At 60.1% G+C, this 24,926-nt stretch carries 24 protein-coding genes and 1 riboswitch; of the genes, 5 read left to right on the top strand and 19 right to left on the bottom strand.

The features are described from left to right. Position 1: 1 nt before the first annotated feature. On the top strand, positions 2–1,132 hold the full coding sequence (locus tag AC1DCP_RS11850; protein WP_065688713.1) for a cobalt-precorrin-5B (C(1))-methyltransferase: 1,131 nt from the start codon (positions 2–4) through the stop codon (positions 1,130–1,132). Here the strand turns inward: AC1DCP_RS11850 and cobM are convergent. Genes cobM through AC1DCP_RS11835 form a run of 3 tightly spaced genes read right to left on the bottom strand, consistent with a single transcriptional unit; the run spans position 1,087 to position 3,541 of the window. Next, on the bottom strand, positions 1,087–1,860 hold the full coding sequence (cobM, locus tag AC1DCP_RS11845; protein ID WP_065688714.1) for a precorrin-4 C(11)-methyltransferase: 774 nt from the start codon (positions 1,858–1,860) through the stop codon (positions 1,087–1,089). The two genes, AC1DCP_RS11850 and cobM, sit on opposite strands and share 46 nt — an antisense overlap. Next, entirely contained in the window at positions 1,857–2,270 is a 414-nt protein-coding gene (locus AC1DCP_RS11840; RefSeq protein WP_065688715.1) for a cobalamin biosynthesis protein, read from the bottom strand. Before AC1DCP_RS11840 ends, cobM begins: the two co-directional genes overlap by 4 nt. Further along, positions 2,264–3,541, bottom strand: coding sequence for a bifunctional cobalt-precorrin-7 (C(5))-methyltransferase/cobalt-precorrin-6B (C(15))-methyltransferase (locus AC1DCP_RS11835; protein ID WP_065688716.1), 1,278 nt, complete (start codon positions 3,539–3,541; stop codon positions 2,264–2,266). The genes AC1DCP_RS11840 and AC1DCP_RS11835 overlap by 7 nt, the downstream gene beginning before the upstream one ends. On the opposite strand from AC1DCP_RS11835, the gene AC1DCP_RS11830 reads away from it, so the two are divergent. Further along, positions 3,540–4,322, top strand: a complete 783-nt coding sequence (locus AC1DCP_RS11830; RefSeq protein ID WP_065688717.1) for a cobalt-precorrin-6A reductase — start codon at positions 3,540–3,542, stop codon at positions 4,320–4,322. The two genes, AC1DCP_RS11835 and AC1DCP_RS11830, sit on opposite strands and share 2 nt — an antisense overlap. Here the strand turns inward: AC1DCP_RS11830 and AC1DCP_RS11825 are convergent. From AC1DCP_RS11825 to AC1DCP_RS11795, 7 genes are read right to left on the bottom strand one after another with little or no spacing between them, the layout of a single operon-like run. Then, positions 4,289–5,050, bottom strand: a complete 762-nt coding sequence (locus tag AC1DCP_RS11825; protein ID WP_013636988.1) for a precorrin-3B C(17)-methyltransferase — start codon at positions 5,048–5,050, stop codon at positions 4,289–4,291. The two genes, AC1DCP_RS11830 and AC1DCP_RS11825, sit on opposite strands and share 34 nt — an antisense overlap. Continuing rightward, positions 5,047–5,814 (bottom strand): precorrin-2 C(20)-methyltransferase, encoded by a 768-nt coding sequence (locus tag AC1DCP_RS11820; protein ID WP_065659994.1) that lies wholly within the window; start codon positions 5,812–5,814, stop codon positions 5,047–5,049. Before AC1DCP_RS11820 ends, AC1DCP_RS11825 begins: the two co-directional genes overlap by 4 nt. Next, the gene (locus AC1DCP_RS11815; protein WP_065659995.1) at positions 5,811–6,443 is read right to left on the bottom strand and encodes a precorrin-8X methylmutase; all 633 of its coding nucleotides are present in this window, start codon (positions 6,441–6,443) and stop codon (positions 5,811–5,813) included. The genes AC1DCP_RS11820 and AC1DCP_RS11815 overlap by 4 nt, the downstream gene beginning before the upstream one ends. Next, positions 6,440–7,798, bottom strand: a complete 1,359-nt coding sequence (gene cobG / locus AC1DCP_RS11810; RefSeq protein WP_065659996.1) for a precorrin-3B synthase — start codon at positions 7,796–7,798, stop codon at positions 6,440–6,442. Before cobG ends, AC1DCP_RS11815 begins: the two co-directional genes overlap by 4 nt. Next, the gene (gene cobN, locus AC1DCP_RS11805; RefSeq protein ID WP_476774295.1) at positions 7,795–11,145 is read right to left on the bottom strand and encodes a cobaltochelatase subunit CobN; all 3,351 of its coding nucleotides are present in this window, start codon (positions 11,143–11,145) and stop codon (positions 7,795–7,797) included. Before cobN ends, cobG begins: the two co-directional genes overlap by 4 nt. A gap of 5 nt (positions 11,146–11,150) precedes the next feature. Beyond that, positions 11,151–12,188 (bottom strand): cobalamin biosynthesis protein CobW, encoded by a 1,038-nt coding sequence (cobW, locus tag AC1DCP_RS11800; RefSeq protein WP_003516415.1) that lies wholly within the window; start codon positions 12,186–12,188, stop codon positions 11,151–11,153. Then, complete coding sequence (locus AC1DCP_RS11795; protein WP_065688719.1) at positions 12,185–12,571, bottom strand: DUF1636 family protein; 387 nt, start codon at positions 12,569–12,571, stop codon at positions 12,185–12,187. Before AC1DCP_RS11795 ends, cobW begins: the two co-directional genes overlap by 4 nt. A 155-nt stretch (positions 12,572–12,726) precedes the next feature. Then, a riboswitch (cobalamin riboswitch) is annotated at positions 12,727–12,941 on the bottom strand. A gap of 127 nt (positions 12,942–13,068) precedes the next feature. On the opposite strand from AC1DCP_RS11795, the gene cobO reads away from it, so the two are divergent. Beyond that, positions 13,069–13,686 carry a cob(I)yrinic acid a,c-diamide adenosyltransferase gene (gene cobO / locus AC1DCP_RS11790; RefSeq protein ID WP_038492973.1) on the top strand — a complete coding sequence of 206 codons (618 nt, stop codon included), beginning with the start codon at positions 13,069–13,071 and terminating at the stop codon, positions 13,684–13,686. Position 13,687: 1 nt separating this feature from the next. Continuing rightward, the gene (locus tag AC1DCP_RS11785) at positions 13,688–15,145 is read left to right on the top strand and encodes a cobyric acid synthase (RefSeq protein WP_065688720.1); all 1,458 of its coding nucleotides are present in this window, start codon (positions 13,688–13,690) and stop codon (positions 15,143–15,145) included. On the opposite strand, the gene cbiB is transcribed toward AC1DCP_RS11785, so the two are convergent. Continuing rightward, the gene (cbiB, locus tag AC1DCP_RS11780) at positions 15,132–16,097 is read right to left on the bottom strand and encodes an adenosylcobinamide-phosphate synthase CbiB (protein WP_065688721.1); all 966 of its coding nucleotides are present in this window, start codon (positions 16,095–16,097) and stop codon (positions 15,132–15,134) included. The genes AC1DCP_RS11785 and cbiB overlap by 14 nt on opposite strands. Between cbiB and cobD the strand changes: the two genes are divergently transcribed. Then, a complete protein-coding gene (gene cobD / locus AC1DCP_RS11775) occupies positions 16,096–17,142 on the top strand; it encodes a threonine-phosphate decarboxylase CobD (RefSeq protein ID WP_065688722.1) in 1,047 nt (348 codons plus the stop codon). The genes cbiB and cobD overlap by 2 nt on opposite strands. Here the strand turns inward: cobD and AC1DCP_RS11770 are convergent. From AC1DCP_RS11770 to AC1DCP_RS11735, 8 genes are all read right to left on the bottom strand, one after another. Next, positions 17,124–18,401: an L-fuconate dehydratase gene (locus AC1DCP_RS11770; RefSeq protein WP_003516405.1), complete on the bottom strand. Its 1,278-nt coding sequence runs from the start codon at positions 18,399–18,401 to the stop codon at positions 17,124–17,126. The two genes, cobD and AC1DCP_RS11770, sit on opposite strands and share 19 nt — an antisense overlap. Positions 18,402–18,437: 36 nt before the next feature. Further along, positions 18,438–18,767 (bottom strand): L-rhamnose mutarotase, encoded by a 330-nt coding sequence (locus AC1DCP_RS11765; protein WP_003516404.1) that lies wholly within the window; start codon positions 18,765–18,767, stop codon positions 18,438–18,440. Between the two features lie 11 nt (positions 18,768–18,778). Further along, positions 18,779–19,912 (bottom strand): mannitol dehydrogenase family protein, encoded by a 1,134-nt coding sequence (locus AC1DCP_RS11760; protein ID WP_065688724.1) that lies wholly within the window; start codon positions 19,910–19,912, stop codon positions 18,779–18,781. Continuing rightward, a complete protein-coding gene (locus AC1DCP_RS11755; protein WP_065688725.1) occupies positions 19,909–20,919 on the bottom strand; it encodes a zinc-binding alcohol dehydrogenase family protein in 1,011 nt (336 codons plus the stop codon). The genes AC1DCP_RS11760 and AC1DCP_RS11755 overlap by 4 nt, the downstream gene beginning before the upstream one ends. 3 nt (positions 20,920–20,922) lie before the next feature. After that, positions 20,923–21,744: an amidohydrolase family protein gene (locus AC1DCP_RS11750; RefSeq protein ID WP_065688726.1), complete on the bottom strand. Its 822-nt coding sequence runs from the start codon at positions 21,742–21,744 to the stop codon at positions 20,923–20,925. A gap of 4 nt (positions 21,745–21,748) precedes the next feature. Then, complete coding sequence (locus AC1DCP_RS11745) at positions 21,749–22,762, bottom strand: aldo/keto reductase (RefSeq protein ID WP_065688727.1); 1,014 nt, start codon at positions 22,760–22,762, stop codon at positions 21,749–21,751. A gap of 121 nt (positions 22,763–22,883) precedes the next feature. After that, a complete protein-coding gene (locus tag AC1DCP_RS11740; RefSeq protein ID WP_003516397.1) occupies positions 22,884–23,825 on the bottom strand; it encodes an ABC transporter substrate-binding protein in 942 nt (313 codons plus the stop codon). A gap of 74 nt (positions 23,826–23,899) precedes the next feature. Then, positions 23,900–24,922: an ABC transporter permease gene (locus AC1DCP_RS11735; RefSeq protein ID WP_003516396.1), complete on the bottom strand. Its 1,023-nt coding sequence runs from the start codon at positions 24,920–24,922 to the stop codon at positions 23,900–23,902. Positions 24,923–24,926 lie beyond the last annotated feature (4 nt).

The following is a 24,926-nucleotide window of genomic DNA, read 5'->3' as shown; positions in this document are numbered from 1 at the left end:
TATGGAAACGGATGGAAAGACCCTTCGCCGCGGCTGGACCACGGGCACTTGCGCGGCAGCCGCCACGAAGGCGGCCTGCGCTGCCCTTCTGACCGGCGAGTTTCCTTACCCTGTCGAAGTCGAACTTCCAAGCGGCGTGAGGCCGGCATTTTCTCTCGCCACTGAGGAAAAAGGTGAAAACTTCGCAAGAGCCGGCGTCGTCAAGGATGCTGGCGACGATCCCGACGTGACCCATGGTGCGCTGATCGAAAGCACCGTGCGACGGGGAAAGCCCGGCAGCGGCATAACCTTCAAGGCCGGAAAAGGCGTCGGCACCATCACCCGGCCTGGATTGCCCCTGCCGCCGGGCGAACCCGCGATCAACCCCGTACCGCGCAAGATGATCGAAACCGCCATTCGCGAAGTAGCCGGAGACGATGCAGATTTCGAAGTCGAGATTTCCGTTCGCGACGGCGAGAAAATCGCGGAAAAGACCCTGAATGGCAGGCTCGGTATTGTCGGCGGCATTTCCATCCTTGGCACCACCGGCATTGTCATCCCGTTTTCCTGCTCGGCATGGATCCACTCCATCTGGCGCGGCATCGATGTGGCGCGCGCCACCGGCTGCACCCATCTGCTCGGCGCGACCGGCAACACTTCGGAAAAAGCCGGAAAGGCACTTTACGACCTGCCAGAGACCGCGCTGATCGATATGGGTGATTTTATCGGCGGCATGCTGAAATATCTCCGCAGCCACCCTGTCGAGCGGGTCACGATTGCCGGCGGCGTCGCCAAGATGACCAAGCTCGCCCAGGGCATGCTCGACGTGCATTCCAAGAAAGGCCTGGCCGATCTTGATGCGCTGGCGGTACTCGCAACCGAGGCTGGCGGAGATGAAAATCTTGCCCTCGCCATTCGTCAGGCCAACATGGTTGCGCACGCCTTTGAGCTGGCCGAACGCGCGGGGATAGACCTCGGCGCGATCGTTGCGGAAAAAGCCTGGGTAACAGCGGCTGCCGCTTTGAAGGTGCCCGGCATCGAGCTTGATATTCTGGTGTTCGATCGTCAGGGCACGCTCAAGGGACGCACCGCCTCCACGCCGTCGCATCAGCCCTTCGCATCTTCCTTCGGGGAGCGGAACCGCCGGACATAATCGGTACTATAAAGTGCGCTCTCGCGAAAATCCGTCGAGGCAAGCCCATGCCCGACGAAGATCAGCGCCGTCCGCTCCACCGGTTCGGCCGCAAGTTTTCCTTCGATGTCGAACAACGTGCCGCGAATGACCCGCTCATCCGGCCAGGAGGCGCGGACGACTATGACGACTGGGCAATCGGAACCATAAAGCGGCGTCAGTTCTTCCACCACCTGGCCGATGGCATGGATGGCGAGATGGATGGCAAGTGTCGCCCCCGTCGCACCGAAGGCTTTCAGCGTCTCGCCCTCGGGCATTTTCGAAGCGCGGCCCGAAATACGGGTCAGAACAAGGCTTTGCGCCACTTCCGGCACCGTCAATTCCCGCTGCAGGGTGGCAGCGGCAGCAGCGAAAGAGGGCACACCTGGAGTCACGGTATAATCGAGACCCAGCCGTTCCAGCCGGCGGATCTGTTCACCCATGGCGCTCCAGACGGACAGATCACCGGAATGCAGCCGTGCCACATCCTTGCCGGCCTTTGCCGCCGCAACGAACTCCGCCTCGATCTCATCAAGCGACAGTGCTGCCGTATCGACAATGCGTGCATCCGTCGGGCAATACTCGATCAGCGCCTTCGGCACCAGCGAGCCGGCATAAAGGCAGACCGGGCAGGCAGCGATAAGATCGCGCCCGCGCACCGTGATGAGATCGGCGGCGCCCGGACCGGCGCCGATGAAATGAACCGTCATTGTTGTTCTCCATGTTCGATGGCGCGGCCATTTCGCGCGTCGCTCGTCGTGGCGATGGCTACCGTCACATCGCCAACCACGAGACGCGCCGCGACCAGCCGCGCATTTTCTCCGGCGGCAGCAAGTGCCGCCGCTTCACTGACGCTGGGCGTCCCGGCATGATCAAGGCTTGCCTGTGAAAATGTCATTGTTTTCGAAGCAGCCGCCTCGAGCTGTTCCTTCGATACGATTTCAAGCGGCAGCGCCAGACGTTTCGCCGCTTCCACAAGACCAGCTTCTTTTGCCTTGAGCGGCGCAGTCGCCAAGCATTCAACGGTCCTGCCAAAAGCAAGCTCGGCAGCGTGCACGGCTGCAATAATTGCATCTGAACCCGTGCCCTTGCGGCAGCCTATGCCAGCGACAGTCACCATGGCTTGACCCAGCTCCATTGCGTCACCGGCATGGCCGGACGCCAGCCCGACATGGAGCCGACAGCAACAACGCGCGACACATCGAGACGGATCATCGAACCGCCGAACCTGGCGTGGGCCGCAAGCAGCACCGCTTCCATTTCAAGCGTCACCGCATTGGCAACCAGCCGCCCGCCTGGCTTCAAGGCCTCCAGAGCAGCCTCAAACACGCCCGTTTCGCTGCCGCCACCACCAATGAAGATCGCATTCGGTTGAGGCAGGCCTTCAAAAGCCGCAGGTGCTGCACCGATCATGACTTCAAGCTCCGGAACGCCAAATGCCTCGGCATTGCGGGCGATACGCTCCGCCCTGTCGGGATGCTGCTCTATGGCGATGGCACGGAGCGAGGGGTGCGACAGCATCCATTCAATACCAATCGAACCCGAACCGGCACCGATATCCCACAGCAGCTCGCCCCGGCGCGGAGCCAGCGATGAAAGCGTCACGGCACGGATTTCACGCTTGGTGATCTGCCCGTCATGTTCGAACAGGCTGTCATCCAGCCCCTGCACAAAAGGCAGGACGCGTGCGCCCTCAGCAGCAACGACATCGATAGCCACGACGTTCAAAGAATCGATGTCGTCAAAGGTAAAATCGACCGCCCTGATTTGCCGCCGCCTCTCCCGCTTTCCGCCCAAAGCTTCGAGCAGGACAAATTCCGACTGGCCGAAACCGGATTGAGACAGCAATTCCGCGATGAGAGCGGGCGCGCGCTCATCAGAAGTAAGCGCGATGATCCTCGCTCCGGGATGCAGATGCGGTCGCAAAAAATCGATGGAACGCCCGTGCAACGACACGCATTCGGTCGACTGCAATGCCCAGCCAAGCCGCGCCGCAGCCTGGGAGAAGGCTGAAGGTGAGGGATAGCAGACTGTCTCCTCCGACGGTATCCGCCGCAGAAGTGTTACGCCGGCGCCATAAAAGAACGGATCGCCGGAGGCGAGCACGCAGACCCGTCTACCGCGCAACGCCACGACATCGCTCATCTCCGCATCGAACGGCACCGGCCAAGGGCGCGCCTCACCACGAATGGCTGCAGCCGCCAGTTCCAGATGGCGTTTGCCACCGAAAACAATCTCGGCCGCCTCTATTGCCGCCACGGCATTGCGACCGAGCCCATCCAGCCCATCTTCGCCAATGCCGACGATGAAAAGCCATGGCTTGCCTTTCTTTTCAGTGGAAGCCTTCTTTTGAGTGGAAGCGTTGCCCGTTCCGGAATATTCAGACGTCATGACACGCTCCATACTCATCCTTGGCGGCACGGCGGATGCCCGCATTCTGGCCGGCAAGCTGGCGGTGGACTCCGGCTACCGAATCCTGCTCTCCATGGCCGGGCGTACGCTTTCGCCAGTGGAACAGCCTGTGCCGATGCGCAGTGGCGGGTTTGGCGGTGCTGCGGGTTTGGCGGATTTCATCCGCACCGGGAATTTCGATATTCTGGTCGACGCCACCCATCCCTATGCGGCGAGGATTTCCGCAAATGCCGTGGAGGCGGCGAGACTTGCCAAAGTTCCGCTGATCATGCTTTCGCGCCCCGCCTGGGAGCGCCAACCGAATGACAAATGGCAGAGGGTCGATACCATCGAACAGGCTGTTATTGCGCTCGGCGCTGAAGGCAAGCGGGTGTTTCTGGCGCTCGGCCGGCAGGAACTTCTTCCTTTCGAGGCCGCACCCCAACACAGCTATCTCATTCGCAGCGTTGATCCGGTAGAGCCGCCGCTGAAGGTGCCGGATGCTCGCTATATTACAGCGCGCGGCCCCTTTGCGCTGGATGAAGAGATCCGCATGCTGGAGGGAAACCGTATCGGCACTGTGGTTTCCAAGAACTCCGGCGGCAACGCCAGTTACGGCAAGATCGAAGCGGCTAGGCGGCTTGGCCTGCCGGTTATCATGATCGAGCGGCCGCCAAAGCTGAACGCCGCAATCCTCGATGGCGCGAACGTGCCGGATATAGCGACTGCGCTCACCGCCATCCGCCATCAGCTTTCTCTTTTCGAAAAACGTGGCGAATAGACCAGCGGGTCTTTATCGGAACGTTCAATCAAACGCGTTTCCACCGAACCGACGATGATGCAGGTGGCCATATCCGCCATGTCGCTCGATGCTTCAGACAAAGGCACGACCCGGATGCGCTCATCCGCACGGCCTGCCGCACGGCCAAAGATCACCGGCACCGAGCCGGGCAAATGTGCCCGCAAAAGATCGAAGGCGGTGCCAAGCTGGTGCGGGCGCGCCTTGCTGACGGGATTATAGAAAGCCATCACGAATCCGGCTTCCGCAGCCGCGATCAGCCGCTTTTCAATAATGCCCCAGGGCTTCAAATTGTCCGACAGCGAGATGGCGCAGAAATCATGCCCGAGCGGCGCGCCGGCTCGTGCAGCAACCGCAAGCATGGCCGTCACGCCCGGCACGACCGAAAAGTCTATCTCACGCCATTCGCGCGGGCCATGTTCAATCGCCTCGCAAACAGCCGCCGCCATGGCAAAAACGCCGGGATCGCCGCCCGAAACCACGCAGACCTTGCCGCCCCCGGCTGCAAGCCGCAGAGCCTGTTCGGCACGGGAGATTTCCTCGCGATTGTCAGAGGCATGGCGACGTTGGTCGGGTCTGAGCGACAGCCGATCGAGATAGGGAATGTAACCGAAGAAATCCTCCGACGCCTCAACGGCGGCGAGCGCCTCCGGTGTCACCTGCGCAGAACTGCCAGGGCCGAGGCCGACAACGACCAGCCTGCCGTTCATGACGCTTCACCGCCAGCGGGTCTGGTTTTCCAGCCAGGTACCAGAACCAGCGAAAAATAGGGGGCGGGCGATGCGTCCCGCTCGATCAGCGGCACCGCATGGCTGTTCGCCATGGTGCCGCGCTCGACATACAGCGCTTCATTAAGCTTGCCGGCCTTTTCCAGCGCCCGGCGGATCTTCGGCAGGTTGCGGCCGACCTTCATGATCACGGCGCCATCCGTGCCGGACAGACGCTCTGTCAGAACATCTTCGGCAAGAGTGCCGGGAAGCACGCTCAAGATATCGTCACCCTGCACCAGCGGTAGACCGGCCATCGACCAGCAGCCGGACATGGCGGTAATGCCGGCAACGACCTCCGCCTCATAGGAAGGCGCAAGCCGCAGATGAAGATGCATATAGGAACCGTAAAACAGCGGATCGCCTTCCGACAGCACGGCGACATTGCGCCCGGCATCGAGATGAGCGGCAATATCCGTGGCCGACTGATCGAAAAAAGCGGCGATCGCACCGCGATAATCCTCGCCGTTTTTATCGCTCTCGACGGTTACCGGATAGACCAGCGGCATTTCCAGTGTGCCCGGACGAATGAAGGCCTCAACGATACCGCGACCATTGCCGCTGCTGCCTTTCTTGCAGAAGAAGGCGAGAACATCGGCATTTTCGATGGCGCGCACGGCTTTCAGCGTCAGAAGCTCTGGATCGCCGGGGCCGGTGCCGACGCCCACGAGTTTACCCTTGGAATTTTCGAAAAGAGCCGCGCTCACAGACCTGCCCTCGCAACGGCGTTGACGGCAGCGGCCGTCATGGCCGATCCACCCATACGTCCCTTGACGATGGCATAGGGAATGCCTAGCAAACTAGCCTCCAGCGCATCCTTCGATTCCGCCGCACCGACAAAACCCACCGGCATGCCGATAATGGCAGCTGGACGTGGAGCGCCTTTTTCAAGCATCTCCAGAAGATAGAACAGCGCTGTCGGCGCGTTGCCGATAGCAACGAGAGCACCGTCCAGCTTTTCCGCCCAGAGATCGAGTGCGGCGGCGGAACGGGTATTGCCAATCGTTTTCGCAAGCTCAGGGGTGCGCGGATCGCGAAGGGTGCAGATCACGTCATTATTGGCCGGAAGGCGGGCACGGGTCACGCCGTGGGCGACCATTTCCGCATCGCACAGAACGGGCTTGCCCGCCAGCAAAGCACTACGTGCAGCGGCAACGAAATCCGGAGAAAAACGGAAATGGCTGGCCGCTTCCACCAGCCCGCAGGCATGGATCATGCGAATAGCGATATCCGCCTGATCTTCGGTAAAAACGGACAAATCCGCTTCCTCGCGAATGATGGCGAAGGAGCGCTCGTAAATCGCATTGCCGTCGCGAATATAGTCATGGTCGGTCATCGGTCATCCTGTCGAAACGCGGCAACGATTGCCTCCTTACCCAGACGGGCAAGCAGGTCGGCAGCGTTTTCCCCGGGCTTATGTTCTTTTTCGTAAAGACGGGCAAGTCGCGAAAGCGCCGTCCTCTGTTGCTCGAAAGGTAAAATACCGTCCTGCGGGTCGCAGGCGCGGCTCGAAAACGAAAAGGCGAGACCATCGGCGGTGCCGGAAAAGGTCAAAAACGAGGGGGCGGGATGCGCGCAACCCTTTCCGCAGCCGGAGAGATGCAGTGTGAAGGAGCCATCGAGCATGGAAGCTAATTCCCGCGATGCAAAGGCCGCCAGATCATGTGTGGGAAAGAAAGCCGAAGCGCACCCCGGCGTGCCGGGACAGACAGCGATGGAAGACCGCGCATCACCTGCCCTTGTGATGAAACCGGCACTGTCCGCAGTTTGCATCAGCGCATCGCAAGCATCCCGCGACCCGAAAAATAGCAGGCTATGATTGAGCGACGGCCGCAATGTTTCGATATCAAATGCGCGCGCCAGTCCACAGAGCCGCGACAGATCGGAAGCACGAACTTGCGCGAAAGCAGGCGTGATACCGGCAGCAAAGGTACCATTACCGGCCGCCATCAGCCCCAGGGGCGAGGAAGGCGCAGGCATCTCGCCTTGGCTCTCGCTATCTACCAGGCGGTCTCCGCAAATCGCCTTTATCGTCCGCAAATCCAGATCGCGGCCACGGGCAAGCGGTCCTTTGCCGGCCAGATGGACGAGCAGCAACAGGACCACATCGGCTGCCTTGTCGGCCTCAACAAATCCCGCACGCAACGCCTTGCTCTCCGGGCCTCCGACAAGCAATTGCCAGAAAACTCGATGATCGAGCCGCACCGCCTTCAGACGGATATCGGCCAGCAAATCGCCCATTGAAAGATGGCCGCCCCCATCGATGATGACGGACATTTTGGCGGCGAGCTTTTCATGCAGCGCCAGCGCGGCAGCCTCTCTGCGAATCTCATCCGCAATAGCACTGCCATCGGCGATTTCCCGATCGTCCCGACCGGAAAGAGGTGAGGTCTCGACTGCCAGTCCGTCTCGAAGCGGCAAACCAAGCGCCAGAACATCATTCTCCAGGTCGCAGGCGCTTTCCCGCGTCAGGCCTCGAAATTGCAGGCTGCCGCGTGCCGTGATGTCGATCACCCCGTTGCCGTGTCGCTCAGCAAGTTCACAAAGCGCGATCATATCATGGGGCGCAATATCCGCCTCGAATGCGATGCGCGACAGGTAGCCGTCACCGGTCAGCATCGGGGTCGATAAGGCCGGACACGTGCCACGGCGGCCAAACGGCTGGACCGGATCGGAAGGGGCCGTCCTCATGCGCCGACCCTTTCAGAACGGGGCAGGATCAGCATTTCAAGTTCCGCATCCACCGCATTGCGGCGGCTGTGCCACAACCCGCGACGACGGGCGGATAAAAAGCGCGTCGCCATGACCTCCGCCGCTTTCGGATTTTCCCGCAGGATGAAATTACGCACGTCCTCATCGCCGAAATAGGCGTCGTAAAGCGCCTCGATCAGCGAGGAAGATACCGCATGGGTGGTTTCCGCAAAACCGATCAGCCGGTCAACCGTCTCGGCAAATTCCGCCGCCCCGCGCGGGCCGTGCCGCATCTGGCCGGCGATAAAGCGCGGATTGACGGCGCGGGCCCGAACAACGCGCGTCAGCGCCTGTGAAATGGACCGCGCGCGCGGACGCGCGGGATCGGTCGTATCCAGCGCCACAATATCGGCAACGCCGCCAAGGAGTGCTTTTGCGGCGGAAAAACCACCGATAAAGGCGACATCTGACGAGCCGTCGAGAAGATCGCGGCCCGGATCGTCACCGGTGTGAATGAGAAGATCGGCCCGGCGCACCAGCTCGACAAAACCGGCATCCTCGAAAATCTCAAGCCCATCCGCACCGTCAAAGGCATGGCTTGCCGCATCCAGATACGCCTGGCCCAGTTCCTCGCGTTCTTCCCATTTTCCGCTGGCGAGTTTTTCCTCTGTGCCCGCACCATAGGTGCCGGGTGCGGAGCCGAAGATGCGTGCCGGTATATGCCCGAGTGCCGCCGCTTCTTCCGCCAGCGGATTGTCACCCGGCGCTTCATCCCGCCACGCGACAGCCTTGGCGGCGGCGTCTAGAAGAGCGATCAACGCCGGAAACATGTCGCGGAACAGCCCGGAAATCCGAAATGTAACATCAACACGCGGCCGCCCGATACTGGCCGGCGGCAGAACCTCAATGCCTGTGACGCGGCCCGTCGCCGGGTCATGGATCGGTCTTGCTCCCATCAGATGCAGCGCCTGCGCCACATCCTCGCCGCCATTGCGCAGGCTGGCGCTGCCCCAGAGATCAAAAACCAGATGTTTCGGCCAGTCGCCATGGGATTGCAGATGGTGCCGAAGCACTTCTTCGCCCGCCATGCGGCCCAGCTCGAAAGCCGTCGGCGTCGGCATGGTGCGCGGATCGGCAGCATAAAGATTGCGGCCCGTCGGCAGGACATCGAGACGCCCGCGCGCGGGTGCGCCGGAAGGACCGGGGACAATATGGCGGCCATCGAGCGCGGTAAGCAGCGCTGTTTTTTCCGCCGCAGCACTTTCAAGCCTCAGAAGATCGGTCTCGCCTTCGGGGCTGCGGCCAAAAACATGCTGGCCATCCTTGATGGCGAAGTCCTTGAGATCGCAGAGGAAGGCGTCGATGCGCGACAGCGCCGCATCGGCATCGTCCTTTGCACCGACACCGGCATCCGCCGCAAGACCGGTTTCCAGCGCCTTCTCTACGATCAGTTTCGCCAGCCGGTCGCGGCGGCGGCGGTCGAGCCCATCCGCCTGCGCATATTCGTCGACGAGCTGTTCCAGAGCCGATTGTTCCGGCGAAAGCCCGGCATCTACCAGCACAGGCGGAACATGGCCGATCGTGACGGCAGCGATCCGCCGTTTGGCAACCGCCGCTTCGCCCGGATTGGAAACGATGAACGGATAGACCACCGGCAAAGACCCGGTGACGATTTCAGGAAAACAATCGCGGGAAAGCGCAACTGTCTTGCCGGGCAGCCATTCCAGCGTGCCATGCGCACCGACATGCACAATGGCATGCGCCCCTGCGACACGCTGCATCCAGGCGCCGAAAGCGACCAACGCATGACGTGGCGGCAGGGCAGGGTCATGGTAATCCACCCGCCGATCCTCATTTCGCCCACGATCCGGTGCCAGGGCCACGAATATCTGGCCGAAACGGGCGACGCGAAAACGGAATGCGCCGTCGGCTAGTGCGTCGTCCTGTTCGGCCGAACCCCACGTGCCATCCACGGAGGCGGCAACCCCTTCAGGCAAACCCAAAAGAAAATCACGATAGTCTGAAAGTCCGACAGCCGCTTCCTGCTGCTCGACACAATCCAGCAAAGCCCGCGCCGTTTCGGGAATATCCGAGACCACATATCCTGCCGCGGCCAGATCGCGCAGCATTTCAAGCACGCTTTGCGGCACATCAAGACCAACGGCATAACCCGTGCGCCCCGGCGCAGCACCGGGATAATCCGGCATCAGAATGATGATCCGCCGTTCCTGTGGCGTGGACTGTTTTAATTGCAGAAAGGCAGCGATTCGGTTTGCCACCTGTTCGACGCGATCAGCCTCCGGTACATTGATGAGGCTGATACCGCCATCAGTCCGCACCTGCTTGAATGATATCGCGCCAGCAAGAATCCGGCCATCGAGTTCCGGCAGGACCACATGCATGGCAAGATCGGAAGGGTTGAGACCGCGCGCATTTTCCGCCCAGCCGTCCCTTCGCGTCGTCGCCATAACCACCTGAAACACCGGCACGCCGATGCGGTCAAACAGGGTTTTACCGCTGTCGTCCATCTGACTGGCAAAAGCCGTGGCGGCAACGATGGCGGCGGGCTGGAGTTCGGGCAGTACGGTTTCGAGAAAGCGAATTGCCTCCGCATCCTTGAGGCCGCTGACGAAAATCGGCAATGGCGCAAAACCACGCTGAGAGAGCGCGTTAAAAAGCGCATCCACGGGCGCCGCATCGGCCGCAAGAAGCATGGAGCGGTAAAAGAGAATGGGAAGGACAGCTGCAACGGCGGGAAAACCGGCGCAGGCTTCCGCCTGATCCACGACGCCTTTACCCGGCCGGTAAAAGCCGGCTTTCGGCAGCGGTTGAGCCTCGATATCTGGCCATGCGCCACCACTTACAAGGGCAGCAAGACCAATGGCAAGCCGGTCCATATTTTCCCGCCCACCCTCGCGGAAGAAGGCGAGGACCGACGCCAACGTCTGGCGATCAACAGTCGAGGCTGCTTCGAGCTTTTCGTCTCTCTCACTGCATTCACCCGGCAGGAGCATAAGTTTTATGCCACGTCGCCGCGCCATCGTGCTGAGCTGATCGACGCCATAGCGCCAGCGTTCCGCGCCGCCGAGAATCCGGATAAGGATGACACGGGCATGTTCGGCCGTCTTCTCAATCCACAGATCGACCGACATCGGATGCCGAAGCTCGGAGAGGTTGGCGGCAGACAATGACGGAAGCGCGCCCTCTGCCTGCCGCCATGCCTGTTCCAKCCCGGCAAGATCGCTTGCCGAAAAAGACAGCATCACCACATCCGATCGCGGCTGGTTGAGATCAACCGGCTCGATCAGGTCGTCCAGAGACGAAGATGTGGTGGCGAGAATGTGCATTTCTATCAGGCGGCCAGCATCTGTTCGATCTTTTCGCGGTTGAGGCCCTTTTCGCCTATGACGACGAGGCGGCTGCGGCGCTCTTCACCGGCCGCCCAGGGACGGTCATAATAATGGTTGACGCGGCTACCGACTGCCTGCACCTGCAGGCGCATCGGCTTGGTAGATACTTCGACGAAACCTTTGATGCGCAGAACATTTTCCGCAGCCGCCGTCTCGGCGATACGAGCCGCCAGCGCTTCCGGATCGGTCACGGCCGGCAGGTCGATGACGAAGCTGTCGAAATCGTCATGTTCGTGGTCGAGTTCACCATCGTGATGGGTGCGGCGGTTTTCGATATCCTCTTCAACCGCAAGACCGAGGCCGATCAGCACGGCCGGATCGATGACGCCATTCGAGGCGACGACGATCTTTGCGGCCCGCGGCAAATGCTCGAGAATATGAGCCTTCGCCTTGTCCAGACCGGCGCTATCGAGCAGATCCGCCTTGGTCAGCACGATAAGATCGGCACAGGCGATCTGGTCCTCAAAAACCTCTTCGACCGGATCGTCGTGATCGAGGGCTTCGTCATTTGCGCGCTGGGCGGCAAGGGCTTCCATGTCATGCGCCACCTGACCCTCGGCAAGGGCAGCGCCATCCACAACAGCTACCACAGCGTCAACCGTCACGCGGCTCTTGATGGCCGGCCATTGAAATGCCTGCACCAGCGGCTTGGGTAGGGCAAGGCCGGAGGTCTCGATGAGGATATGCTCCACCTTCGGCTGGCGGCTCAGAATCTGCTCGATGGCCGGCTGGAAATCATCCGCCACCGTGCAGCAGATGCAGCCATTGGCCAGCTCAACGATGTTTTCCTCCGGGCAGCTCTCAATGCCGCATCCCTTGAGGATATCGCCATCGATGCCGATATCACCGAATTCGTTGACGATGATGGCAAGCCGCTTGCCATCAAGCTTTTCGAGAAGACCGCGCAGCAGCGTGGTTTTTCCAGCCCCCAGAAAGCCAGTGACGATGGTGCAGGGAACGCGGTCCAGAAGGGTGCTCATGATCTCTCCTCGGTAAAATCGAATGGGGGAATGCGCGCCACCATGCCGCGCTTCAATGTGTCGGGGCGGCCGCGCCAGGGCATCAGGCCATCTGCGGAGGCGGCCAGCATTTGCGCGCCCGTGAGCAGGTCTTCCGCATCGTTGGGCGTCAGCCCGCCGAATACATAGGACCAGCCATCGGCACCGCGCAGCACGGCACTGAGGCCGCGTTTGCAATTGGCAAGGCAATTGACGGAGCGAACATCGATGCCGGAGTCACGCGCTTTTGCGATGGCAGCTTCCGCAAGGATGGTGCCGGGGCGCGGCTCCGCATTGGGATCGGTGTCGTCGCGACAGCTTCGGCAGACAAAAACGACCACGCCGGAAGCTGTGTTGACTTCCATTGTCCCGTCCGCACAAGAAGATGTTGTGGTAATATCCAAACCGTTCCGCTTTCCGCGCCTTTAAACTCGTCGGGGTGCGGATGTCGAAAACAGCGCACTGAAAAGCGCGGCTGCAATTCAATTCGACCGGCTGACCGGAGCACCCCGCCCGGGAGACGTTTTTTCCTGAAACGGCAGGTCTCCTGGCTTGCGGCTTTAAAACACCCTGCACCACCTTCCCGGACCAATTTTATGGTCCAGTGGCTTCACAGTGCGGGCTTACCGCTTACAGTTGCGGGGGCAGCCACGGAATGACCCGTTATGGGGTGGAACCGTGTTCCCTCTTAGCTTTTCCCGTTGCCGGGAAAAGACCGTCAGTGCCTTACCCTTAGGCTGAACGGGCGTGACGGTCAATGCTGCCGGCTTGTCGATTGCCGGGTGCGGCAAATTGAGTATAGTCGCCGCTCCGAATGGCGGGGGCATACGGTCCCGCGCCTCTGGACGAGAAGGAAAACGCGATGACACGCGATATCAGCGACAGCGAAGCCGAACGCCACCGGCAGAAAATGGTCAACCGCAAGACGGTTCAGGATGCCGAAGTCGCGGAAAAGACCATCGAAAAAGGTCTGCTGATGATCAATACCGGCCCTGGCAAAGGCAAATCCACGGCCGCTTTCGGCCTTGCCCTGCGCATGCTCGGCACCGGGCGGCGGGTCGGCGTCGTGCAATTCATCAAGGGCGCATGGTCGACGGGTGAACAGCAGGCCCTGACTTTGTTCGGCGACAGGGTGGAATGGCGCACCATGGGCGAGGGGTTTACCTGGGACACGCAGGACCTGAAGCGCGATGTCGCGGCAGCTACAAAGGCCTGGGAGGAAGCGAAAGCACTGATGGCCGACGAGACGATCGGATTGCTGGTTCTCGACGAACTGAACATTGCGCTCCGCTATGAATACCTGCCGCTGGAAGAGGTCGTCGAAACGCTTTCCAACCGTAGATCCGATCTGCATGTCATCGTTACCGGCCGCAACGCCAAACAACCGTTGATCGACGCTGCCGACATGGTGACGGAAATGACCCTCGTCAAACATCACTTCAAGGCGGGCGTAAAGGCGCAGGCCGGGATAGAATACTGACATGACTGCACGTGTGCTGATGTTTCAGGGAACCGGCTCGGATGTCGGCAAATCGCTGATGGTGGCTGGCCTTGCCCGCGCCTTCGTCAGGCGTGGCCTGTCCGTCATGCCGTTCAAGCCGCAGAACATGTCGAACAATGCGGCGGTCACTGCCGATGGCGGCGAGATCGGTCGCGCGCAGGCGCTGCAGGCGCGGGCAGCAGGCGTTCCGCTGTCGGTTCACATGAACCCGGTGCTTTTAAAGCCGCAGAGCGAAACCGGCGCACAGGTCGTCGTACAGGGCAAAATTGTCGGCAATGCCAAGGCAGCCGATTATCAGCACATGAAAGCCGGGCTGATGCCGCGTGTGCTGGAGAGCTTCGAGCACCTGAAACAACAGGCCGATCTGGTGCTGGTGGAAGGGGCGGGAAGTGCTTCCGAAATCAACCTCCGCGCTAACGACATCGCCAATATGGGTTTTGCCCGCGCCGCAGATGCTCCCGTGATCCTGATCGGCGATATCGACCGGGGCGGGGTCATCGCCAGCCTCGTGGGCACAAAAACCGTTCTCGAACGCGATGATGCCGCGATGATAGAGGGCTTCATCGTGAACCGCTTTCGCGGTGACCCTACGCTGTTTTCAGACGGCATGCGGATGATCGCGGAAAAGACCGGCTGGGCGTCCATCGGGCTATTGCCGCATTTTTCCGATGCTGCGAAATTGCCAGCGGAGGACGCCCTTGGGCTTACTGGCCCAGCGCAACAAAAGCCCGGCGCGAAAATCCGCATTGCCGTGCCGATCCTGCCGCATATCTCCAATTTCGACGATCTGGATCCGCTCGACATGGAGCCGGATGTGGAGCTGATCCGAGTGCGGCCGGGCGAGACCATTCCCGCCGATTGCCGGCTGGTTCTGCTCTGCGGTTCGAAATCCACCATAGCTGATATCGCCGTGCTGAAAAATGCAGGCCTCGACATCGACATCAAGGCACATGTGCGCCGCGGCGGTTATGTTCTCGGTCTCTGCGGCGGATACCAGATGCTTGGAAAAACCGTTGCCGACCCTGACGGCATCGAAGGACCACCAATGACGGTCAATGGGTTGGGCCTGCTGGATGTGACGACGGTTTTGACCGGTGACAAGAGGCTCGTTTCCGTCCAGGGACAGAGTTTCGACGGAATTCCCTTATCCGGCTATGAAATGCATGTTGGCGAAACAACGGGTGCCGCGGGCAACCTGCCATTTTCGACCATTGACGGACATGCCGATGGCGCAATTTCGCCCGATGGCCGCATCTTAGGCACCTATATCCACGGCCTGTTTGCGGATGACCGCCAACGCGGGGCGTGGCTTGAGCGGCTTGGTGGGCAGGGCACTGAATTGAACTATGATGCGCAGGTGGATGCCGTTCTTGATCGCCTGGCGGCCCATATGGAGAACCACCTCGATCTCGACAGACTGCTTTCTATAGCGCGATAAGGATTGCCAGCAATCCGAACAGCGCGATCAGCAGGAAGTCTGCGATCCTCGCCAGCCTGAGCGCTGTGCGAATATCGCCAGCAACCAGTGTCGCTCTTCCGCCTTCGCCCATGAAACGAGCGTCGATCATCTGCCCGCCATAGGAGCGCGGCCCGGCCAGCGCAAAGCCCAGTGCCCCGGCCAGTGCCGCCTCCGGCCAGCCGGCATTGGGAGAGCGGTGATGCCGCGCATCGCGGCGTATCGCGGCAATTGCCCCTTTCGGTGATGCACCCTTCACGAAAAACGCGGCGACCACGAAAAGACCGCCGCTCAGTCTCGATGCCGGCAAATTGACCAGATCGTCCAGCCGGGCCGACGCCCAACCAAAGGCCTCATGGCGTGGCGAGCGATGACCGATCATGCTGTCGGCCGTGTTGATTGCCTTATAACCCGCACCGCCTGGCAGCCCCAGAAGACCAAGCCAGAGGGAAGGGGCGACAATGCCGTCAGAGAAATTCTCAGCCAGACTTTCAATCGCCGCCCGGCAGATTGCCGGCTCATCCAGCGCCTGCGGATCGCGCCCGACGATCATGGAGACAGCTTTGCGCCCGCCGTCAATCCCCTCGCGTTCCAGCGCAATGGCAACGGCCTCAACATGCTGTTCCAGACTTTTTTGGGCCGGAAGTGACGCCCCAAGCACCGCAACAAGCAACAGACCAAGGGGCAATAAAAGCAGAACAAATTGCACTAACCATGCAACAAGCACCGTCAGCGCCAGAAAAACGGAGAGCGCCGCGACGCCTGCCGCCTTGCGCTGCGAAAATGAAGCACTCTCCCGGTTCCATTTTTTGTCCAGCAGCGCGATAAGCGAACCGATCCAGGTGACGGGATGACCGATGCGTTTGAACAGCCAGTCCGGATATCCAGTCAGGCGTTCGATCAAGAGCGACAGAAAAGCGAGAGCGAAGAACATGGGCGATAAGGTACCGGAAAAGGCGCAGGCTACGATCCGTCACGGCGGCAATCTCGGCAAGGCGCGTCTGATGTTTCCTGAAGCGCCGGAACCGTGGATCGACCTGTCGACCGGGATCAATCCGCACTCCTACCCGCATTCTCCCGTTCCCGCCAGCGCATTTGCCCGCCTGCCGGAGCCTGACGCGGCCGAAGAATTGAAAAGGCTGGCTGGCGCCTCTTTCGGCGCACCATCCACGGGGCATGTGGCACTGTCCCCCGGCACCCAGATGCTGATGCCATTGCTGGCTCACCTGGCACTCGAACGCGGAGCGAAAAGCGGAGCCGTGCTCTCACCCGCTTATGCCGAACATGCCCGCACCGCGCGCATGGCCGGACTGACCGTGACCGAGGTAGACCATATCAGTGATCTGTCAGCGTACGACTATGCGGTGGTGGTCAATCCCAACAACCCCGATGGTCGCATCACGGATCGAGAAGCTTTGTTGTCGCTGGCCGAGGCGATGCGCCGCAAAGGCGGCCTGCTCGTCGTTGACGAGGCCTTTATCGAGACAGGACATACGGAAAGTCTTGCAAATGTCGCAGGGCGTGACGCGCTGATAATACTGCGATCCTTCGGCAAGTTCTATGGCATGGCAGGGGTCCGACTCGGTTTTGCGCTTGCGCATCCCGACATCGCTGCGGAACTGGAGGCAAGGCTTGGCCCCTGGGCAGTATCCGGGCCGGCGCTCAATATCGCGACGCAGGCTTTGGCGGACAGGGAATGGCAATCATCCATGCGGCTCCGGCTTGCGGCAGAAGCACAGCGTATGAGTGAATTGCTGGAAAAAGTGGGCCTGAAGATTGCCGGCGGTACGTCCCTGTTCACCCTGGTGCGGGACCACCGGGCCAAAGAACTTTTCGATCACCTTGGCCTGCACGGCATTCTGGTGCGCATTTTTGATGAAAGGCCGAACGACATGCGTTTCGGCCTTCCCGGCAGCGAAGCGGAGTGGCAGCGCCTCACGGAAGCGCTGTTATCCTTCAATCATCCCTTGAACGTGTAGGTCGCAATAGAATCCGGCTTCATTTCAATGGAGAAACCGGGCAGCTTCGGCGGCATGTACGCGGCATTGCGAATATCGCAGGGTTCGATGAAATGCTCGTGCAGATGGTCGACATATTCGATCACGCGGCCTTCCTTGGTGCCGGAAACCACGAGATAGTCGATCATCGACAGATGCTGCACATATTCGCAAAGGCCGACGCCACCGGCATGCGGCCAGACCGGCAAATTGTATTTGGCAGCAATCAACAGAACCGCCAGCACCTCGTTAAGACCACCCATGCGGCAGCTGTCGATCTGCACCACGTCGATTGCACCTTCGGCGATGAACTGCTTGAACATGATACGGTTCTGGCACATTTCGCCGGTTGCCACCTTCACGGAGCCGATGGCTGCACGGATCTTGCGATGGCCGGCGACATCGTCCGGGCTGGTCGGCTCTTCAATGAAGAAGGGCTTGGCGAAGGCAAGTTGCTTGACCCATTCAATCGCCTGATCCACTTCCCACACCTGGTTGGCGTCGATCATCAGATAACGGTCGGGGCCGATCACCTCGCGGGCTATGGTGAGGCGGCGGATATCGTCTTCGAGATCACGGCCAACCTTCATCTTTACATGGTTGAAACCGGCATCGATCGCTTCCTGGCAAAGACGGCGCAGCTTGGCGTCGTCATAACCGAGCCAGCCGGCTGATGTGGTGTAGCAGGCGTAGCCTTCGTTCTTCAGCGTCTCGATACGTTCCTTTTTGCCGCTTTCGGCTTTTTTGAGGATCGCAAGCGCATCGTCCTTCGTCAGCACGTCAGTCAGATAGCGGTAATCGACGATATCGGCGATTTCTTCCGGGCTCATATCGGCAACAAGCTGCCAGACGGGTTTGCCCGCCTTTTTGGCCAGCAAATCCCAGACAGCATTGACGACGGCGCCGGTGGCGAGATGCATCGCGCCCTTGTCCGGGCCGATCCAGCGCAGCTGGCTATCACCAGTCAGGTGGCGCCAGTATTTGCCGGGGTTCTCGGTGACCGTCGCCAGATCGGTTCCGACCACCAGATGGCGCATCGCCTTGATGGCCATGCAGCAAATCTCATTACCGCGGCCAATGGTGAAGGTCAGCCCGTGGCCTTTCAGTTCCGGTTCGTCGGTGTCGAGAATGACGTAAGCCGCCGAATAATCCGGGTCGGGGTTCATCGCATCCGAACCATCAAGGCTCTGGGAGGTCGGAAAACGCAGGTCGAAAACTCGCAGATCAGTAATTTTGGTCATGGCCGTTCACTCGCGGTCAGTGTCAAAGGAAATCGTTCAGTCGTGGTGGAAGGTTTCTTCCATCATTGCCCACCACTCGCCTTCCTTGCGGCTTTCGAGTGGTTGCTGGCAGGGAATGGTGAAAGACCACCATTCCTGGTTCTTTGGGCTTGCCGCCATCTTCGCCATATCGGCGCTGAAATCGGTGCCGTGATATTCCCAATATCCGAACAGCAGATTTTCCGGTTCGCGCAGGAAGATCGTGTAGTTGCGGATGTTGCAATCGCTGATGAGCGCCAGAATTTCGGGCCAGACGGCGGCGTGCAGTCTTCTATATTCCGCGATCATGTCCGGTTTGACGCCGATGACCATTCCCATGCGCTGCATACAAAACTCCGTTATTGCTTGATGGTGGCGAGCGCCGCACGCAGTTTCTGCTGCGGCACGTTTAACCCCAAACGTTCCGCCGCAGCGATGACCGGGACAAAACGACGGCGTTTCTTTTCATCGTGATTGCCTGAAATGTCCGCGAGCCGGTGGGCGAGAAAGGGGTTCAGGAAACGCTCCCGCACCGCACGGATATAGGATTGCGCTTCTTCTCCCATGCCTTCTGCGGCAAAGACCGGCAGAACCTCGTCCCGCCAGAGCGTTTCCAGATCTCCCGAAAGCGCATCGTCGGCCATTGCCTGCCGCACGGTCTCGTTTTTCGCACGGGCATCCCGCAACCATCGCTCCGCCAGATAGGAATGGCCAAGATTGAGCAGGAACAGCTTCAGCTTTTCATAGTGGTCGAGATCATCAGTCAGCACCACCGCAGGGTGGGTGCAGGGCAGAACAAGGCCCTCCTGCTTCTCGATTGCCCAAAGCGCATAGGGCTCGGCAACTGCGCCAACCGGATCGATCGGCTCGGAAACGATGCGGTCTACAAGGCTGTTGGCAAAACGGCATTTCTCATTCAGGTAGAAGCCGAAACCCGCCGGCAGCTGCCATTCGTCGGCAAGCTGGCGAACAACCTCTTTCAACCGGTCGCCGTTGCGCGGAACAAGCTCGCAAGGAAAGATCGATACAGGGGCTTCCGGATTGGTCTGAAAACGTTCCAGCAGCAACAGGCAGAGCTTTGCCGGAAAACTCTTTGGCACAAGCGTGAAGTCGTCGGTAAGACCCGGACCGTCGAACGAATCCAGCTCATAACCGCGGTCACCCGTATTGGACAGAATGACCCCTGCCCCGCAGGCGATGCGCCGCACCTCGGCCCAGTCGGCCGCCGCCGTCAGCGCGCGCGCGACAGCCTTACCTGGAATTTCCTCATCCACCTCTTGCCCGTCGCGAATGCCGCGAATGCGCACCGGATAGGGCGTGCCATCGTTCAATGCTGCCACACGCTTCAGGCTCTCCGCATTGCCGGTCGTCTGAACGATTGCGATGCGCCCGAGGGCCTCGCCTTTTTCCAGCGCCTGCGAAATGAACAAATCCGCATGCGCCAGAAGAAAGCGGCTGGTACCGAATTGCAGGATGGGTGTGTCGGTCGTCATGCGACCTCCACCATGCCCTTGATGACTCCGGCTTTCGGATCGGTCAGCCCGGCGAATTTGGAAGGCACATCGGCAAGTGTCATGCGGTGAGTGATGAGTGCCTCCGGTACCTTGCCTTCCCGCAGCGCCTGCAGCACCCGCTCGAAATCCTCCGGCGTGGCGTTGCGGCTGCCAAGCAGCGTGGTTTCGCGCTTGTGAAACTCCGGATCGTTGAAGGAGATATCGCTGGCAACGATGGAAACCAGCACATAGGAACCACCGTGGCCGACGAAGGAAAAGCCACGCTCCATGGCTTTAGGATTACCGGTCGCATCAAAAACGGCATCGAAGAAATCGCCGCCGGTGATATCCGACAGGCGATCCTTGTCGCCCTCGCCAAGCGTCACCGTATGGGCAACGCCGAGATGGTCCTTGCAGAAATCCAGCCGGTCGGTGCGCCCGTCAATCATCGTCACCTCGCCGCCATCGAGAACGGCGAAAACCGCAACCGCCATGCCGATCGGACCGGCGCCGACGATCAGGACCTTCTGGCCCTTTTCCACCGACCCACGACGCACGGCATGCGCGCCAATCGCCAGAAATTCGGTCATTGCCGCCTGATCGAGGCTCAGGCCCTCCGCCTTCAGCACGAATTGCTGCGGAACGCTCAGATATTCGACCATGCCGCCATCGCGATGAACGCCAAGCACACCGATGTTGCGGCAGCAATTGCTCTTTCCTTTACGGCAGGCGCTGCACTCACCACAGGAAATATAGGGTATGACGGTAACCACATCGCCCACCGAAAGATGGCTGCCTTCCGGCGCCTCTTCCACCGTGCCGGAAAGCTCGTGGCCCATGATGCGCGGATAAGAAAGATAAGGCTGATTACCGGTGAAAATATGCAGGTCCGTGCCGCAGACACCAATGCGACGAATACGCACCAGCACTTCACCTTCGCCACGGGCGGGCTTTGGTAGTTCCTTGGGGACAAGTTGACCGGGGGTCTCGCAGAAAATCGCCAGCATGCATCACCTGTTGGGAAGGGAATAAAAACGAACGGCGTTGCCGCCAAAGACGGCCGCATGGTCGTGCTCAGGCACGATTTCGCGGCAGAAGTCCAGCCATTCCTGATAGTCGCCAGCCAGCCGCAATACCGGCCAGTCGCTGCCGAAGATCACGCGTTCGCCGCCGAACAGTTCCAGAATGGTTTCGGCATAGGGCCGGACGGCTTCCGGTCTCTGCTCGCCACGCTCGGTCAAAAGGCCGGACAGCTTGCAATGGAGGTTGGGAAGGGCCGCCAAAGCTGCCATGTCCCTGCGCCAGTCCCCATATTGGCCCGTGGCGATAAGCGGCTTCGCCCCGTGATCGATGACAACAGGCAATTGCGGATGGCGGCGCGCGAAGGCGAGAAGATGCGACAGATGCGGCGGCAGGACTAGCGCATCGAACACCAGTGCGTGTTTCACCAGCGCATCCACGGCGGCATCGAGCGCGGGATCATCGATCCAGGTCACATCTTCCATGCCTTGCAGCATCGGCCGTACGCCCTTGAAGGCCGGATGTTTTGCCCGCCGGGAGATTTCCGCCGTAGCATCCACGGACTTCATGTCCACCCAGCCGACAACGCCCTTGATGAAATCGGTGCTTCCAGCCAGATCGAGCATGAAATCCGTATCGGCCGCACTTTCCATCGTCTGCACCAGCACCGTTCCGGAAACTCCGGCCTTTGCCAGCAGAGGAGACAGATCCTGCGGAAGAAAATCCCGGTAGATGGCAGCCAGAGACGGTGGCGGCCATTGCCCGGCACGATCCTTCATCAGCCAGAAATGCTGGTGGGCATCGATGATCATCGCTTCAGGCCTTTGTGCCGGGCACGGGTGCGCCTTCGGAAATCAGGCCACGCTTTTGCAGCTCCGACCAGAATTCGTCCGGAACAACCTGTTCGAACCATTCGATGTTTGCGGCAAGTTGCTGCGCATTGCGCGCGCCGGATACGACCGTGACCGAAGCCGGATGCCCGAGCGGAAACTGCAGCGCAGCCGCCTGCAACGAAACACCAACGTCGTCACAAACGCCCTGAAGCGCATCCACCCGCGTGATGATGTCGGCAGGCGCATCGGCATAGTTGAATTTGCGGTTGCCTGCCAGAATGCCTGAATTGAAAGCACCGGCGACCACGATCGCAACGCCGGTTTCCGCGCAGCGGTTCATGAAGTCAAGGCTCTGCTGCTCCAGAAGCGTATAACGGCCGGCAAGCATGGCAACGTCGATGTCGAAAACATCCATGGCGTCGCCGACGATTTCCCACTCGTTGACGCCGAGGCCGATAGCACCCGTCGACCCTTCCTCGCGCAGCTTGCCAAGTGCCCGGAAGCCGCCGCCGGTGGTCAGCTGCTCCCAGTAGTGCTGGTGCTTTTCGCCATGCGTGAAAGAGCCGATATCGTGCACATAGAGAATATCCGGCTTCAGAACGCCGAGCCGCTGCTGGCTCGCTTCGAAGGAGCGTAGAATACCGTCATAGGAATAATCATAGACCGGGCGGAAAGGCAGCGGCGCAATATAGGCGTCCTCTTCCGGGCCCACAGTTTCATCGGGAACCATGACGCGACCGACCTTGGTCGAGAGGGTGTATTCGCTTCGGTCATGCTCCGTCACCATGGTTCCAAGACGACGCTCCGAACGCGTGTAACCGTAAAAAGGTGCGGTATCGAAATAGCGAATGCCGCTTTCCCATGCCTTGTCGAACGCACCTTTGGATTCCTCGTAGGGCGTGATGCGGTAGAGATTACCCATCTGGGCGCAACCAAGGCCCATGACCGTGACTTCAACGGCACGGTGCGGCAATTTACGTGTATCGGAGACTTTCATCGCAAGGGCTTCCTGAATTTTTCGGTAGAGCGGATGTTGAAAACCGTATGCGGTATTGACTGAAATCCCGCTTCTGAAATTTGTGAGGCGCGCCGCTCAAAGAGCGGCGCGCCGTCATGCGTTAATAAAGAACGTTCTTGGCTTCCGGCTTCTCGATATTGTCCTTGGTGACAACAACAACGCCGGTGTCGACGAACTTTTCGACCTTTTCCTTGCTGATGAGCTTGGAAACGGTCTGGATGCCCTTTTCGCCCATCTGATACGAACCCTGAACGACGATGCCGGCCAGCGTGCCGTCCTTGACGAAGCCCTGAAGGTCCTGGTTACCGTCAAAGCCGATGCCGACAACCTTGCCTGCCTTACCGGCCTGGGCGAGCGCGCGGCCTACGCCGATTGCGGTGGGTTCATTGGCGCCGAAGATGCCCTTGAGATCGGAATTGGCGGCCAGAACGTCGGTTGTCTGGTTCAGCGCCGTCGCCATCTGCGACTGCGAATAGAACGGACCTACGATCTTGAGGTTGGAATGCATCTGGATATAGTCGGTGAAACCGCCAACGCGGCCGATTTCCGAACCGGCACCGGCGACGTAGGACATCACGGCGATCTTGCCTTCCTTGCCAACCTTGTCGATCAGCGCCTGAGCAGCCAGTTCGCCGGCTTTCTTGTTATCGGTCGCCAGGAAGGACTGATAATATTGCTCGGAACCCTTGGCGAGCTGTGAGTCGATCAGAACCACGGGAATGCGGGCTTCCCAGGCTTTCTTGACAGCCGGAACCAGCGCATCAGGATCGGAAGGAGCAAGAACGATACCCGAAACCTTACGGTTTACAGCGTTTTCAACCATGTTGACCTGATCGGCGATGGCCGATTCAGAAGCCGGACCCTGGAAGGTCATGGTGTTGCCGGCAGAGTCCTTCATCGCCGCATCGGCGCCCTTCTGAACGTTCTGCCAGAAGGTGGAGTTGACGGTCTTGACGATGACGGCGATTTCGCCGGCCTGCACGGTGGAGACGCTCCACAGCGCGATTGCGGATGTCAGAAGGGCGGTCGTAAGCTTGTTCATTTCTTCCTCCGTGATGTCGGCATACCGGGCCTCCCGTGCCGATCTTGTTTGCGGATAGGGTCCGCAGCCCTGTATCAGCGGCGGTTGCGCAGCTGGTCGATCCAGACGGTGACCAGAATGACAAGACCGATGATGATCTGTTGCGTGAAGGCGGACACGCCATTCATATTGAGCCCGTTGCGCAGGATGCCGATGACGAAGGCGCCGATTGCCGTGCCTGAAATCGTGCCCACGCCGCCGATGAGCGATGTGCCGCCGATAACGGCGCTGGCAATGGCGTCCAGCTCATACATCACGCCCTCATTCGGCTGGGCTGTGACGAGGCGCGACATCAGCACGCAACCGGTCAACCCGGCGAGCGTACCGGACAGGATGTAGGTGAAATTGGTGACGCGTGCGACGTTTACGCCGGACAGACGCGCAGCATCCGCATTCGAACCGACGGCATAGATGTGACGGCCAAGGATGGAGCGGTTGAGCATGAAGGAAACAGCCAGCGCAATCACCACCATGAGGATGACGGGGTAGGGAATGCCCGGAAACACCACGTTCGGAAAACCGTCATCCCCAATATTGACGATGCGGAAGAGGGCGCCGTTGCCGAGTTCACCGAAGGATTCGCCGAGGCCGGAAACCGCTCGCGCGCCGGTGATCTGCAGTGCCACACCACGGGCGATCAGCATCATGCCGAGTGTCGCGATAAACGGTGGCAGCTTGAAGCGCGTGACCATGAGGCCATTGATGAGACCGCAAAGCGACCCCGTCAGAATGCCAAGCAGCATGCCGACCGGCACCGGCATACCCAACTCCTTCACCGCAAGCGCGGCAACGACGCCGGCCAGAGCAAGCACCGAACCAACGGAAAGATCAATGCCGCCGGTGATGATGACGCAGGTCGCACCAATGCCGAGAAGGGCGATGGAGGTCACCTGAAGCGCAATGGTCATGGCATTGTTGACGGAGAAGAAGGCGCTGCTGGTGGCGGAAAACACCATAACCAGCACAACGAGACTGCCAAGAGCCGCAAACTTCTGGATGATGTCCTTCTGGCGGTCGCTGAAAGCGAAGCTCTTCTTGGGTTCTGCAATATTAGCCATGTCG

This window comes from Agrobacterium sp. 10T429, from assembly GCF_056393925.1.
The sequence above is the reverse complement of the archived record's forward strand: the minus strand, read 5'-3'. Positions and strand labels throughout refer to the sequence as shown.

Coding starts and splice junctions, on each gene's coding strand:
- AC1DCP_RS11785 (WP_065688720.1), top strand. CDS start 13,688: ATGACTGCACGTGTGCTGATGTTTCAGGGAACCGGCTCGGATGTCGGC.
- cobM (WP_065688714.1), bottom strand. CDS start 1,860: ATGACGGTTCATTTCATCGGCGCCGGTCCGGGCGCCGCCGATCTCATC.
- cobO (WP_038492973.1), top strand. CDS start 13,069: ATGACACGCGATATCAGCGACAGCGAAGCCGAACGCCACCGGCAGAAA.
- AC1DCP_RS11755 (WP_065688725.1), bottom strand. CDS start 20,919: ATGCTGGCGATTTTCTGCGAGACCCCCGGTCAACTTGTCCCCAAGGAA.
- cobD (WP_065688722.1), top strand. CDS start 16,096: ATGGGCGATAAGGTACCGGAAAAGGCGCAGGCTACGATCCGTCACGGC.
- AC1DCP_RS11815 (WP_065659995.1), bottom strand. CDS start 6,443: ATGACCGACCATGACTATATTCGCGACGGCAATGCGATTTACGAGCGC.
- AC1DCP_RS11795 (WP_065688719.1), bottom strand. CDS start 12,571: ATGGAAGTCAACACAGCTTCCGGCGTGGTCGTTTTTGTCTGCCGAAGC.
- AC1DCP_RS11830 (WP_065688717.1), top strand. CDS start 3,540: ATGACACGCTCCATACTCATCCTTGGCGGCACGGCGGATGCCCGCATT.
- AC1DCP_RS11840 (WP_065688715.1), bottom strand. CDS start 2,270: ATGGTGACTGTCGCTGGCATAGGCTGCCGCAAGGGCACGGGTTCAGAT.
- AC1DCP_RS11745 (WP_065688727.1), bottom strand. CDS start 22,762: ATGAAAGTCTCCGATACACGTAAATTGCCGCACCGTGCCGTTGAAGTC.
- AC1DCP_RS11750 (WP_065688726.1), bottom strand. CDS start 21,744: ATGATCATCGATGCCCACCAGCATTTCTGGCTGATGAAGGATCGTGCC.
- AC1DCP_RS11825 (WP_013636988.1), bottom strand. CDS start 5,050: ATGAACGGCAGGCTGGTCGTTGTCGGCCTCGGCCCTGGCAGTTCTGCG.
- AC1DCP_RS11735 (WP_003516396.1), bottom strand. CDS start 24,922: ATGGCTAATATTGCAGAACCCAAGAAGAGCTTCGCTTTCAGCGACCGC.
- AC1DCP_RS11740 (WP_003516397.1), bottom strand. CDS start 23,825: ATGAACAAGCTTACGACCGCCCTTCTGACATCCGCAATCGCGCTGTGG.
- AC1DCP_RS11765 (WP_003516404.1), bottom strand. CDS start 18,767: ATGCAGCGCATGGGAATGGTCATCGGCGTCAAACCGGACATGATCGCG.
- cbiB (WP_065688721.1), bottom strand. CDS start 16,097: ATGTTCTTCGCTCTCGCTTTTCTGTCGCTCTTGATCGAACGCCTGACT.
- cobW (WP_003516415.1), bottom strand. CDS start 12,188: ATGAGCACCCTTCTGGACCGCGTTCCCTGCACCATCGTCACTGGCTTT.
- AC1DCP_RS11770 (WP_003516405.1), bottom strand. CDS start 18,401: ATGACCAAAATTACTGATCTGCGAGTTTTCGACCTGCGTTTTCCGACC.
- AC1DCP_RS11850 (WP_065688713.1), top strand. CDS start 2: ATGGAAACGGATGGAAAGACCCTTCGCCGCGGCTGGACCACGGGCACT.
- AC1DCP_RS11760 (WP_065688724.1), bottom strand. CDS start 19,912: ATGACGACCGACACACCCATCCTGCAATTCGGTACCAGCCGCTTTCTT.
- AC1DCP_RS11835 (WP_065688716.1), bottom strand. CDS start 3,541: ATGACGTCTGAATATTCCGGAACGGGCAACGCTTCCACTCAAAAGAAG.
- cobG (WP_065659996.1), bottom strand. CDS start 7,798: ATGAGGACGGCCCCTTCCGATCCGGTCCAGCCGTTTGGCCGCCGTGGC.